This is a genomic window from Amycolatopsis sp. NPDC003731 (assembly GCF_053586895.1).
The window spans coordinates 1-14,082 of sequence record NZ_JBSFNC010000067.1 but is presented as its reverse complement, the minus strand read 5'-3'; the positions used below and the strand labels follow the sequence as shown (position 1 = coordinate 14,082).

5 protein-coding genes and 1 pseudogene are annotated in these 14,082 nt (G+C 64.8%); 2 read left to right on the top strand and 4 right to left on the bottom strand.

The window, feature by feature from the left end; genetic code table 11:
* Positions 1-93: 93 nt before the first annotated feature.
* On the bottom strand, positions 94-3,798 hold the full coding sequence (locus ACWDN5_RS25775; protein WP_449678054.1) for a YobI family P-loop NTPase: 3,705 nt from the start codon (positions 3,796-3,798) through the stop codon (positions 94-96).
* A 531-nt stretch (positions 3,799-4,329) separates the two neighbouring features.
* On the bottom strand, positions 4,330-4,866 hold the full coding sequence (locus ACWDN5_RS25770) for a hypothetical protein (protein WP_449678053.1): 537 nt from the start codon (positions 4,864-4,866) through the stop codon (positions 4,330-4,332).
* A gap of 328 nt (positions 4,867-5,194) precedes the next feature.
* On the opposite strand from ACWDN5_RS25770, the gene ACWDN5_RS25765 reads away from it, so the two are divergent.
* On the top strand, positions 5,195-5,602 hold the full coding sequence (locus ACWDN5_RS25765; RefSeq protein ID WP_449678052.1) for a hypothetical protein: 408 nt from the start codon (positions 5,195-5,197) through the stop codon (positions 5,600-5,602).
* Between the two features lie 209 nt (positions 5,603-5,811).
* Here the strand turns inward: ACWDN5_RS25765 and ACWDN5_RS25760 are convergent, their stop codons facing one another.
* Both ACWDN5_RS25760 and ACWDN5_RS25755 read right to left on the bottom strand, forming a co-directional pair.
* Positions 5,812-9,777: a hypothetical protein gene (locus ACWDN5_RS25760; protein ID WP_449678051.1), complete on the bottom strand. Its 3,966-nt coding sequence runs from the start codon at positions 9,775-9,777 to the stop codon at positions 5,812-5,814.
* A gap of 882 nt (positions 9,778-10,659) precedes the next feature.
* Positions 10,660-12,351, bottom strand: a complete 1,692-nt coding sequence (locus ACWDN5_RS25755; RefSeq protein WP_449678050.1) for a DUF2079 domain-containing protein — start codon at positions 12,349-12,351, stop codon at positions 10,660-10,662.
* A 339-nt stretch (positions 12,352-12,690) separates the two neighbouring features.
* Between ACWDN5_RS25755 and ACWDN5_RS25750 the strand changes: the two are divergent.
* A pseudogene (locus ACWDN5_RS25750) lies at positions 12,691-14,082 on the top strand (PA14 domain-containing protein); the annotation flags it as partial.

Genomic DNA, 14,082 nt, shown 5'->3' with positions numbered 1-14,082 from the left:
CGACGTCCGCGGCACGTTAGAAAGGTGCGCCATCTCCTGTTCGAGCACCGAAATGAATGGCTCCTGCTTGCTCCCGAAGCACGAGTCGTCTCATTAGCGCACGACGGTCACGTTGAGACGCTCCCGAACCCGCGCCCTGGTGACGACGGCCACCGCGCCCTTGCTCTTCAAGTGGGTGAACAACTTCTGGTGCGCGTCGTCGGCAGGCACGTCGAACTTGTTCTTGACGCGGGTCTGCAGAAAAGAGTACGGCTCGCCGAGCTCACAGAGCACGCCGACGACCTCCTCGGCCGGCGGCAGCGACGACCGGACGGTGAGCAACCGGACAATCAGGTCGACGTCCCTCGTAGCCGCCGCGATCCGGGCGAGCTGGTCCGGAGGAAGTCCGAGCTGCCGGCCCAACGCGTAGCGGCCGGCCGCCGCGAGCGCGGTAGTGTCAGCGTCCGGAACGTACGCCCCCAGTGCGTCGACGACCTTGTCCCGGGCCACCATGGGGACCTCACTGCTGCGCAGGAACTCAACGACGAAACCGCCGACCAGTTCGGGCGTCAAGAAATCCGTGAAACCCGAAGACTTCGTGATGGCGGGACCGATGGCCGGCCAGCCCGCTTCCCTGAACCTCAGGAATGATTCGAACGAGTCTTCGACGAGATGGTGCTCGAGCAAGAGGGCGAAGAGACCACTCTTCTCGGGTTCGATCTCCGAGGGCACCAGGTACTCAGCGAGCTGAAGGCTTTCCACCAGCTTGATGCGTTCACCGGGATCAGGGATCACCCCGGCGGCGTTGAGGATCTCGACAGCAACGTGCGCGCGATCTGCCTCCTCCTCGTCGGTGGCCAGGATGCGGCCCGCGTCGGTGATCAAGGCAGTGAGCTCTTCGTCGATCTTGCCGACTACGTCGAGGTAGGCCTTGACGTTTCGGACGCTCGGCTCGAAGAGCCGGTGCGAGACGAGGTCCTGCCAGCACGACGCCGGGACGGCGTCCAGGCGTTCCAGTCGGCTGCTCGGCGCAGCCAGGGAGATCAGGCGCTGTACCTGGTCGCTCTCCCACGTCTCCGGCACCGTGGTGAGGACATCGACGAGCGTCTCTTGGGCGACAACAGCGTGCTGTGTCGCGACGTCGGCCTCGACGGCGCTCAGGTATCTGCTCGGCCTGTCCAGGCAGAACTTGTAGACGTCCGCGTTGTCCCGGATCAGGTCGAGGCTCACCGCCCCGTCGGCTTCCATCGCCGCTCGCAGGTTGTCCGCGGTGATCTGGTAGAGCCACTCTTCGACAACTTTCCTTCGCATGTCGTCGCTGATCTTGGTCAGGTCCGGGAACACGATGCCGGCTTCTTGGACGAGCTCGAGGACTTTCACGCGGATCGGAGGCGGCTGCGAGTCCGTGAAGACCGCCATCGCCTGGTAGTGGGCGGTGATGAAGTCCCGCACCTCGTCGCCGAGTTCGTAAGCGTGGCCGCGAACCGCGTCCCGGAGTGCAGCATCGACGAGTCCGGGACGCAGGCGTTCGGGTGCCGCTTCGCCCTCGACGAGCGACGCGAAGATCGGCGACCAGCCGATGCTGCTCAGCGTGGCCGCGAACTTCGCCGGCCAGGCGCCGAGGTTGAAGTACCGCCGGAGCAACGCCTGCGCTCGGTCGTCGAAAGTGCGCGCTATGGATCGCGCGATGTCCGCCGCTCGCTCGTCGTCCTCGCCGAGGAGGTGGTCCAGCACGTCCACGTTGTAGGCGCTGACCGTCCGGACGAACTCCGGTGGAGTTTCGGCCAGGAGGTTCTTGACCGCCGCCGGACCGGAGAACTTGTACTCGACGTTCGGTGTGTTGGTCTGTACGTGCTGCACAATGAACGTGGCGACGTCGGCTCCGGAGAACCGGCCGTAAAACTGGGCCGCGTACAGGGCAAAGTTACGATCCAGGTACCCGTTCGCCACGAGTTCGACCGCCAGCTCCGAACCCATCGTCTTCACCACGATCTGCGCGAAGGTAGTACCTTCCCCATCGGAGAGGGTGAACCGTGGGTCGGCGGCAAGCTTCGCGAAGTCGGCACCCCGAAGGAAGGCGATGTCCTTGTCGATCTGCTGGATCGCAGCCTGGTTCTCATGCTCGTTGACGTCGGCCCAGCGATCGGCATCGGCGGCTTCCGGGAAGAGCGCCTGAATCCGGCTGTCTCCCCAGGTGCCAAGGTCGGACTCCTGTCCGGACTTCTTTTCGGACGAAGCGCGGATCGCAATCCTGTTCGCGTCCGTCACAGCTCGCCAGAAATCGCAGTCATGCACTTCGTCTTCCGAGTACCAGTCGGTTCCCGCCTGGAACCTTACATAATTCCAGTTCCTGATTTGCACGTGCTGAGAAAGGTCCCTGAGCATCTGTCCAAGTGCGACGAGGCGATCACCGAGCCGCTCAGCCAGCGGTCCCATCTTCTCTGGGCGTGTCGACTCTTCGAGCAACTCTCGCTTTCGCCGTTCACAGTCGTCGATCGCGGCTGCCACCAGTTCCTGACGGCGTGCGTACAGGTCATCGAGCGCGCTGCCGCGGCGCGCGATCTCCTCGAAGTCCTTCAGGTGGATGTTCTTGTAGACGACCAGTGCGAAGAGGTTGCTCGGGATCAGCCCCGGGGCGGTCCGGCCAGCCACCAGCAGCCGTTCTGCAAAGACGATGTACTCGTTGTAGATGTTCTTCAACAGCCGCATGTCCGTGACGTGCTGGGCCACCAGGGTGATGAGCTCGCGGTCGATACCGGTGATCTTGCCCGTGGTCAGCAGGTCCAAGAGCAGCTCACGGGCGTTGCGATGGGAGATGAACGGCACGACCGGGATGACGATGTCGAAGAACTTTGTGCGGTTGGCTCGCACCGTCTCGGCCTGGGCCGCGTCGATCTCGTCCCGCTCGGCGCCGAAGCTCAGCTTCTCGAAGAGGCTGTCCTTGATGGCGTAGACGAATCGGAGCGGTTTCTCTTCCGCGACTCGCTTGGCCGTGTTGTTGAGCAGGGTGTTGAACTCGCGCAGGGCTTCGAAGATGTGCGGGTCGTCGAACCGGTCCAGGTCCTCGAAGACGACGACCGCGGGCAGTTCGGTGTCGAAAAAGTAGACGATCTCTTCCAGGTACTCGTCGAAGTACGTCGACGAGCGCTGTGTCAGCTTCACCGCGGCGCCCGCCGCCGAGACGTCCGAGACGACGAAACGGCCGTAAATCACGACCCGCAGGGTGGCGAGTACGAGGATCGCGAGAGCTGCGAAGCCGGCCCCGGACAGCACACCGAGCCATCCGTTGTGGCCGGGCCCGGTGCCGGCGAGGTGAGGCAGCCAGCCGAGGAGCCCCAGTGCACCGGCGACGACCCCGACCGCACCCATCGCTTCGAGCGTCGCGCGCTTCTTGGATAACGGGACGATGCGGTTGAAGCGCGAGTACGGAAGCTTGCGAGGGGACGCTCGGTACAGGAGCTGCTTGACGAGCTCCTTCTGGATGCGGTTGGTGAGCGTCTTGGGCGTCTCCTTTGGACCCGTGACCTTGGCGTCCGGGTTCTTGGTGTCCACGTCCTTGGCGTCGGGCCCGAGCGTGGAGATCGCGATGCGCATCGTGCCGGGACGGCCGGTCACGAATTCGTCGAGCACGCTCGACTTGCCCGTGCCGTACCGGCCGGTGATCGCGATGTTGAGATTCTTCGTCTCGTCGACGGCTTCTTGCAAGTGCCTCACGTAGGTCTTGTGCTGCTCGGCTATATACGCCGGAGCCAGTGTCTGCAGGCGGAGGCCAGAGGGAATGGGTGGAGCGTCGTCCGTGGTCTCGTGGTCGCCGGTCATCCCTGGGTCCTTGCCTGCTCGGTGCTTGCTGGCCGGCACCCGCTCCACGACTGCCGGACAGCTGGATCTTCCGGCCGGGAGGGAAGCCACTCCCCGGGACACGCCGGACCGATCGGGTTTCGTTGTACCGGGAACCAGTCCAGGAAACCGTGTGTGATCACATGGTCCTCGAGAGCTTCTGCACCTATCATGACGCCCGCCTCGGGTGTCACTCCGCCAAGATCTCCGATGGCCACCAGACGGTCGACTCCGGCAGCTCGTGCCCCGGGACTCGCGGTCGCCCCGGGGCGCGCGTGCTGATCCACGTCGGCAACCGGGTTACCTTCGCGGAGTACATGCTGGCCGTGCTTCGCGTGGCCGCCATCGTCGTGTCGGTGGGTGTGCAGTCGACTGCGACGTAAACCACTGCGGTGGCGGAAGATTGGGCGCCGACGTCTTGGTAGCCGAGGTGAGCGCACGCGGAAGTTGTCGGAATCCGGGGGACCTGCGGCGGTCGCGACGTTACCGCGGCGGGCGGCTGGGGCGGCGTAGCTACTTAGTGGCGCGCGGCCGGTATGGCACCACTCCGTGGAGTTCGGGTACTGCTGCGAGCAAGCCCGGGAGGTGAACTGCGGGCTGCAGCGGTGAAGGCTTCCATCCGGTGGCCTGTTGCACGAATCCGCCCTTGTCGCCGCGTTCGTGTCTCCACAGCTTGTCCGCCACTGGCAGTTTCAGCCAGTTCAGCGGCGTGTGGTCGTCGGCGTGGCGCGGCCACGTGTAGGTGGTGAGGAAGTCTTCGTGTGTCGTGAGATTGAAGACATGGGCGGTGAACGGTGCTGCCTCAAAAGTGCTGCTCTCTGCCCCGTCGACGAACCAGCCGATGCCCACCATGCCTGGACCGTACAACTTCTCCGCGGTCGGATCGGGGAAGTAACGCTTGGCCCAAAGCTTCAGCAGATCCACGGCGTCGATTTCGGCCGGCGTGTAGTTGTCGGAGATCGGGTCGCAGTGCAGCTCCCAGCTTAAAGTGAGCCTCGACGTGCGAGTGTATCCAGTCTGCTTGTTGCTGAACGTCCACGCGTTCCTCATCAATCATACCTCCATGTCGTCGCGGCTGGTCAGCGCGCTCGACGCCAGCCGGTCGAACCACCATGCCATGGTCCGTGGTCATCGTTGCCCACCTTGGCCCATTGGTGTGAATACCGGGCTCGATGTGGCGGTCTTCTAGGATTTGACTACTGTTTGCGACTTCTTGGCTCCGGACCGCAAGGTTGTGAAGGATGTGATTCGCGACGAGGTGAAATAGTCACTGTTATCGGCGCAATGCTGCGTGAGGTAGATATTTTCTAAGCGACTGACTGGCTGCGACCGAGAACTGGTTCGGTGTATGTTCGCATGCAATGAACGAGGGGTCGGCATGATCGAGTTACTGAAGACGGTTGGTGCCTTCGCGGGATTTGCGTCACTGGGATGGCAGGTATTCGTCTGGCTTCGCCAGCGGCGCCGCCCCCCAGGTGATCTCAGGGTCACGTTGCTTGAGATTCAGGATGCACTGCATTTGGCTGTTCGGGTCGTGGACGATAGCGTCTTCCAGGATGAAGGGTGGCACGTGAATATTCGACGAATTGTCGACTATGTGCGCCGAATCGAAGATGACGAGCTTAGGCATAGGCTTGGTGGTGTTTCGATTATGATGGAGAGGCTGCACGGGGCGGGAAACTTAATTTGGGACGGGTCGAGTGCTTCGAAAGAAGGGATTCAGATGATGCAATACTATATACGTCAATCTCTTGAACGCGTTGCCTTTCTTGAGAGGCGCGTATAGATGGGAACTAATGCATAATGACTCTTATGCACACCTGCGAGTAGGTGGCCGCAGTGCAGGATGGCGCCTGTGACGTCGGCCTGGCGCGTTCGGTTCACCCTGTGAGTATGCGCCGCTGAACCTTATCTAGGTGTTGCTCGATCAGGCTGGTCGTTTTTCTCGGTCATGGCTACGACTTCTCGGTCGTGAAGACGTCACCGCTCAAAGGGTTAAGTGGTGTCCGGCGGCTCGAATCTCCATGCAACCGCCAGCTCATCAGTGATAGCCGTAACGGCGTCCGGCTCGAGTCGCAAGACGTCATTCACTGGAAATTGCCAACTGGAGGTTGACAATACTTCTGCAACCGCGCGAAGGCTACGTGGGCGAGGGCTGTGCTTGGCCACTATCAGCAACGCGTCTGCCCGTCGCTGAAGATGGGTGATGGAGGACGTGATCGCCTCGGCGCGGTCCTGGACACCTGCTTCGGCCGCAGCTCGGACTAGCCAAAGCAGTGCAAACGCCTGTTGGTCGGGCTGGGCGATGGAGCGAGCGATCGTCTCGGCGTGGTCGTAGTTGCCGGACTTGGCCACGACGCTGGCCAGCGACACCAGCGCCTGCGCTTGCTTGTCGGGTTGGGTGATGGAGCGCGCGATTGCCTCGGCGTACCCATGATTGCCGGCCTTGGCGACGGCTGTGGCCAGTGACGCGAGTGCCTGTGCCTCCTTGTCGGGGTCGGTGATGGAACGGGCGATCGTCTCGGCGTGTTCAAGGTCGCCGAGGTCGCTCGCGGTCCCAGCCAATGCCGCGAGCGCCGACGCCTGCCGGTCAGGATGGACTACGGAATTGATGATCAACTCGGTGTGGCCGAGCAGGCTACGCGCGTACGGCCGGTCGCCGGCTCTCGCTACGTTGCCAGCCAGCAACGCCAGCGCCTCGGCCTGTTTGTCTGGTTGAGCGATGGAGTGGGCGAGCGATTCGGCGCGTCGGTAGTCGCCACCTCCCGACATCCTGACGAGCCCCACCAGCGCATCGTCTTGCCTTTCGGGCGGGGTTATGAAGGAGACGAGTGTTTCGGCGCGGTTATGCTCGCTGCGTCCCGCTGCCGACCAGGCCAGGAACTCCAGCGCTCGTGCCTTTTGGTCGGGTTGGGTGATGGAACGAGCAATCACCTCGGCATTTTGTTCGTCACCCGCGCTGGCTAGTGCTATAGCCAGCGACGTGAGTGCCGATGCCTGCGTGCCGCGGCCGGTGATGGAACGGGCCACAGCCTCGGCGCGGTGAAGGATGTTGTCGGCGTGCTCATGGTGGCCGGCTCTAGCAACTGCCCCGGCCAACAGCACGAGTACCGATGTCTGCTGATCGGGTCGAGTGATGGAACGGGCCACAGCCTCGGCGCGGTGAAGGATGTTGTCGGCGTGCTCATGGTGGCCGGCTCTAGCAACTGCCCCGGCCAACAGCACGAGTACCGATGCTTGCTGGCCGGGCTGCGTGAAGGAGTGGGTGACCTCTTCGGCGAGGCGGAGGATCTTGTGGGCCCGTTCGTGCTCTCCGGCTTTGACCACGATCCCGGCCAACAACACTAGGGCTGATGCTTGGCGCTTCGATCGGGCGATCATGCGAGCGATCGCTTCGGCGTGGTCGTGGTCACCTGCTTCGGCAGCCGCCTCGACTAATGATGCGAGCGCGGATGCCTGTTGGTCAGGCTGGGTGATGCTGTGGGCGATCGCTTCGGCGCGCGTTCGGTCACCGGTCCGCGCTACTACCCTGGCCAGCGATGCGAGCGCCAGTGCTTGCTGGTCAGCGTGGGTGATGGATCCAGTAGCAGCCTCGGCTTGCTGCAGGAGGTCGCGTATGCGCTCGTGGTTAGCGGCGCTGATCAATGCCTCGGCGATCGACACGAGCGCCGCTGCTTGCTGATCGGGCTGGACGATGGAATGTGCAATAGCCACAGCGCGGTCGTGGTCGCCGCGCCAGGCCGTCTGCCGTGCCAACGACGCCAAGGTCGATGCTCGGTGGGAGGGTTTGGTGATCGAGCGGGCGATTGCCTCGGCGCGCTCACGGAGTCTGTTGGCGCCGTCGTGGTCGCCAGCTGTGGCTGCCGCTCCGGCTAGCCCCATGAGCGCATGTGCCCGCTTGCCGAGGTCTGTGATCGAGTTCGCAATAGCTTCGGCCCGTTCGTGGTCTCCGGCCCTGGCGACAGTCCCAACGAGTGCGACGAGCGCCTGTGCCTGTTTGTCCGGGTCGGTGACGGACCGGATGATCGACTCGGCGCCGGCGAGGTCTCCAGCCGTGGCCGCTACCCCGGACAGAAGCACGAGGGCCGATGCTTGTTTGTTGGGCTGGGTTATCAACCGGATGATTTTTGCGGCGTGACTACGTAGTTCATAGGCATGTTCACGGTCGCCTGCGCTAGCCGTCGTTATAGCAAGCATCGTTAGCGAATTTGCCTGCTGCTCTGGTGGGTCGATGGTGTACGCGATCTCTGCAGCGCGGTTGCGGTCGCCGGCGCTGGCTACCGCCGAAACCAGCGAGGCCAGCGCGAGTGCCTGCTGAGTGGGTTCGGTGATCGAGCGGGCGATCGCCTCGGCGCGGTCGTGGTAGCCGGCTTTGGCCACTGCCTGGCACACCGGCATCAGCGCCCACGCCTGTGTGCCGGGCTGGGGAATTGACCGCGCGATCGCCTCGGCATGATCGAAGACTTCACTTCCTCGCTGGGGTTCTCCATCCGTCGTCAGTGCCTGGGCGATCTGTACCCATGCCTGCGCGCGACTTTGGAGGTCAGGAATCGAGTTCGCAAGTGACTCGGCTCTGTTGAGTTGGCCTAGAGCCGCCCATGCTGCTGGTAGGTCGGTGTTGATGTTGCTGCTGCGCGCGCGGAGGTGGTCGCGGTGGATGGCTAGACGGACCATGGCGATCAGGTCCGGCTCGTCGTGCGCGGCGATGGCGTCTTGGGTTCTGGTGATCTCGGACAGGACTGCGGCATCTCCTCCGGAAACGTCGAGAATCCGATCTTGCCGGGCGGTATCGGTCGCGAGATTGGTCATGCGCTCCCACTCGCCGGCGGCTTGCAGCATGCGGAAGTACCCGCGCAGCAGATACTCCGGGGTGCCGGCTGGCCAGTGCCGTGCGCGATACTGCTCAGCCCAAGTGTGCAGGCGATCGCGGTAGCCTGCGACTCGAGCCAGACCGAGCATCGTCAATGCGGCGACCTGCAGCTCTTCGTGTCCAAGGAGGAAAACGTCCGGCCCGTCAGAGCGGAAATGACTGTCTCGGGCAGTGAAGCTCCGCCCTGTCACGGTTCGTAGCTGATCGTTGACGTCCCATGGTGACCAGCCGGTCAACTCAGCCAGGTCGGGGGCGGACAAACCACCGCCCGCCGCGGCTACGAGCCCCAGTAGGTCTTGTTCGGCGACCGAGCCGCGCAGTAGCCGCTTCAGTTCGCGCTGCGTGTCCTCCTGAATCTCGCGTGCTTCCGCTGAGGGTCTCAACGATCGAATGGTCGTCTTGTCCCGGAGCGGGTGGTAGCTGGGCACATCAGTCGGGATCGGTGGGTTTGGTCGGCCAGTCACAATGACCCGCATCCCGAACGGTGGCTCCGCAGGTAGCACCGCCGCAACGCTGTGAGAGTCCGGCCCGTCGTGCACTCCTCGATCTTCGTCTAGACCGTCCACCAGCAAGACGAACTGCTCGCCGCGGCGGTCGCACGCTTCGGCTGCCTCGGCGAGTAGTCCCAGCAGATGTGCTTCCCGGTTGGACTCGGTCAAGAACGGTGGGAGTGCCTCGCCCAGCAGTGCCAGCAGCTGCTCCATCACGTTGTCGATGAACGCGCTGCGATCGTTCTGGGCCGCCAGCCGGGCGGTGATGAAGAAGGACACCATCCGCACCCCGGCGGGGGGATGAAGGACGAACCAGGACACCAAAGCCGATTTGCCTGACCACGGTCCTGCCCGCAGCCACTGGTAGGTCCCGGCCGTTGCGGGCGAGGTGCAGAACTCTGCCAGCTCATTCAGCTCGGCGTCCCGGCCCAGCAGTTGGGGAGGAGCGATTCGCTGGACTTGCCGGCGATACCGAGTTTTGACTGGAATGCCGGTCAGCAGGTTGACGTCGCCGACGTGGACGCCCGAGTTGGCATACCCGTGCGTCGCAGTCGCGGCGCCGCTGCCCGTCACCGTGATCCGTTGTCTGCGATCCGTCATCCCTCACCCACTACGCCAGGCACTGACGTCCATCGATCGCGTGCTTCAGTCCAGCTGCACTCCGCTAACGGCGTCTCCGCCCCCGGCCGCCTCTGCATCGCCAGTACGTTCTACCCGAATCGAGTCGTGACCGGGCGTGCCGGTGACGCCGGTGACCGCATGTCCCCCGGAAGTCGCTTTTGCCTTGCCGGTGTCGGTAACCACGATCGCCTTGCTGGTTCTGGGCGTCCGTACCACAGCCCACACTGCGACGCCGACAGCGGCGACAGCTCCCAAAGCCGATACCGCTGTCGCGACCTTGTTGGCGTCCTCCCATCGCGCGATCGCGATCCACGTACCCAGGCCGGCCACCAACACGCAGGTGACAAGCAGCGCGACACGTCCAGCAGTCATACTCGATCAATCGCTGTAGGTTCCTGGATTGCAACATGCCGGACGGTGCTGATAGGCGCCGTCGTCGAGCTCAAGGGTGGCGTCGCGTTACAGCTGACCACGCAGACGCGTCAGCGCTTACGTGGGGAACGCTGCGGCCTACGCACGGCCGCGACCGGCGCTGACTGTCGAACTAGGGGGCGATTTAAGGGCGAAATTGCAGGCCGAACGAGGTCGACTGGCGTCGACTGAGAGCATGAGCGATTGCAAACATCCCAGCTAGATCGACTGACGTCGACTCCAAACGACTCGAACCAATAATCCGGAGGCGAGGTGCTCTCTGTGGAGACACGGTGAGGTGACTGGAGATACTCTGAGGGCGACGTCAACAGACCTCGACTGGAGGGCCAAGGGGCGCGGTGCGAGTAGGGGCTCGTGTACCCAGAGAGTCCTCGGCTCCGCTACGACTCGGCGTTCTCGTTTGTGGACTGCGTCGTCTGGGGTGGTACCTCAACTGATTCGGTAGAGGTGGCCATCCTGGACGGCGAGAACGACGAGTGGGGAGTTTGTCGGACCTGCTGTCGCCTGCCAAGACGTGGCGCCTGCTGGGGCTGTTGAGCTCTGAATGGCAGTCAGGGGTAGTCCGGTGATGCCGCCGCCGGTCACCGTGCCCGTGGAATCGGTGATGAGAATGCAGCCTGGCGGAGTTCCGTTGAGAACTGCCCAGCCGGTGATGATGGTGTCTGCGCCGGCGGTAGGGGAGTCCGTGGCCCCGTGTGCGGTTCCCGGGCCGTCGTGCGGCATCGGTTGTGCGGTGGCGAGGTCGACGTGGCTACCGAGTTCGGTGCCGCCGCAGCCGAGGGTGAAGTCGTCGGTGAACGGGTACGCCCGCAATGCGCGGGCGGCGGGTGCGGCGCCGCGTTGGATGTGGAGGGCGTCCAAGGCGGCGGGCGCGTCGACGCGAAGCGCGATGGCGGACAGGGTGAGCGGTGCGTAGCTGCGGCGGACTTCATCGGCTTTGCCGCCGCCGATCGCATGCGTGATCAACGCGAGGGTGACGATGCCGGCGACGAGGTAACGCTGTGGCCACTGTGGACGGTGCAGGGTGGCCAGGACGAGCAGTGCGATGGTGGCGAGTGCGGCGACGAGTACATAACGGCTGATGAGGCCTACGTTGCCTCCCGGGACGTTCGTCGTCGTCCGGCCGAGCGCGAGCATCAACCCCAGCGCGAAGGCGTAGCAGGCCACTCCCGCCCATCCGGCGTCTGCGCTGGCCGACTCGCGTAGGCGGTCCCCGATCGTCCGATTGAGCAGCAAGCCGAGCAGTGTGATCGTCAGGCCACCCACGATCACCGCGACGACGGCGATGTCCACTGACCACAATCCGCCGATGGCTGCGGCGACGACGGACAGGCGTCCGTCCGGGTCGAACGCCGCCGTCGCCCCTGACTGTGCCCCGGCGGGTTTGGTGAGCCACCACGCAACGACGATCACGACGCCTGCCGCCGCCGGGATCACGATCCGTGGTCGGGATTCCTTGCGCAGCCACATGATGAAGGCGACCACGAACCAGATCGGCAACGCTGCTCCGAAACTGAGACACGCGACAACGGCAGCTCCTGAAGCGAAGGCGAGGTGGCCGCGGTGGGCGCAGGCGATCGCGATCGTGCAGAAGGTCACGGCGGGCACCCAGCTGATGCCGTTCGTGCCCTGCAGCCACAGTTCGGTGGCGTGGGAGCTGAACAGCAGCCACGCCATGCCCGCGGTCAACGCGCCGCGGGCTGTTGGTGAGAGCTGTCGCGGCAGCATCGAACGCAGTGCCAGCACCGCGACGGCCAGCAGAGCGATGGTCAGGACCGTCAGGACGCGGTTGTCGCCGCCGAACCACGCCGCGTCCGCGTAGAACAACAGCGAAGGTACGACGAACGGCTGGTCGAGGTGGTAGGTGAACACTTGGCCGAGCAGGAGGTTGCCGCTGTCGTCGGTGATCTTGGCGAAGACGTGCCAGTAGTCGAGCAGCACGTGCATCCGCGGCGCGCGCACCGCGGCCAGCAGGGCCAGGCCGATCGGGACGGCCGCGAACAACCACCACGCGACCACGCTCGGCCGCCACGACGCGCGGTCGCGGGCCGGCGCGGCGATGCGCGGGATCGGCGCGGTGACGTCCGGTCCCTGGGTGTCGGCGAGCGCTGGCTGGGTCATGGATCTCCTGCCGGAACGGATGGCTGCGGCCCGGCGATGGCGGGACCGGCAGGCATCGTAACCGGCGGCTTTGGCGCGCCTGCAAGGCGGTGACCTGGCCTTTTACTGGATCGGTGATCGCTTGGCAACTGTGGGTTTCGTCTCACCGAACCTGTGTAACAGCTGTGAATCCCTGCCGATGATTGCTGCGGGTGAGGGGCGAGGACTTCCCGACCCCTGGGTAGACCGGGCACGAGGTGCGCGGCGAGCCGGGTAAGACCCTGCGGCGGCAGCTGTGTCCCGCGGGGCCATTAGGGGCGACCGCGGCGGGGTGCCGGGGTCGCTGGGGGAGGTACTGGCGTGCTGCGTTTGTCGCGTCTTGTCCATCTGGTCCGCTGGGTCAGGGCACTCGTGCTCGTCCTGACGATGACCCTGCTGCTCGGCAGCACTGAAGCGATCGCGGCACCGCTGCGTCTGACCGAGGCGCCCAAGCCGATCGACCCGCGTGAGGTCGGCCTGCTGCCATCGGCCACACCTGCGCCGGTGGCCCCGCAGGCGCCGTCGAAGGCGGATTTCGCAGCACAGAGCCGGTTGGACGGCGGGGCGGGCACGCACTTCGACCCGCAGCGCTCGACGCCGGTGTCGCGGACGATGTTCAGCACCGAGTACGTCAACGCCGACGGCACGCATTCGGTGCGGCAGTCGAACCAGCCGATGAACGTGCAGGACGAGCACGGCCAGTGGCAGCCGGTCCAGACCACCCTCGAGACGGATCCGGCGACCAAGCGCGCCGACGCCGACAACCACCCCCTGAGCCCGTCGCTGGCCACCAAGGCCAACGACGCCGCGGTGCTGCAGGTCGAGTCCGGCGGCCACACCGCCGGCTTGGCCCTGGACCAGGCGGCTCCGACGGCGGCCGCGGTGAAGGGCGACTCGGTCACCTACCCCGAGGTCGCCGCCGGCACGGACCTGGACTACGAGGTCACCCCGGGCGCGGTCAAGGAGACGATCAAGCTCAAGCGGCCCCCGGCCGACGGGCGCTCGTCGTGGAAGTTCAAGCTCACCACCGGCGACTTGACGCCGAAGCTGGCGACGAACGGCGCCGTCACCCTCGCCGACAAGGCGGGCGTGGTGAAGATCGTGCTGCCGCCGATCGAGACCTGGGACTCCGCGGGCAACGGCGAGACCGCCCCGGCGATGACCGGCGGCATCTACACCCTGGACAAGGCCGGCGCAGACTGGTGGCTGACCGTCGCGGTCGACCCCAACTGGCTGCGCGACCCCAAGCGCGTCTACCCGGTGTCGGTCGACCCGACCTTCACCTACGGGGTCACCGAGTCCCACTCCTACCGCTCCGACGGCACGAACTGTGACGCCTGCGGCCTGCGGATCGGCAACAGCCAGGCCAAGGGAGACACGTACAACCGCAGCGTCTTCCACATGGACTACTCGCCGCTGTTCGGCAAGACCGTGGTCGGCGCGCGCATGGACCTCACGCGCAACACCAGCGTGGCCGGCTCGCTCAAGACGTGGAACGCGAACCTGTACCACGCCTCGGCGTTCAACTTCAACGGCGTCGGCGGCTACATGACCAGCGCGCTGGTCGGGGACGTCGGCAGCTTCGTCGGTGAAGGCATGACCGGGTTCATCCGCGACCGGGTCAACGCCCGCGACGGTTCCGTGTTCTTCATGATGATCGGCGCCGAGAACCCCGGGACGTGGACGTACAAGAACCTCAACGCTCGCGGGCGA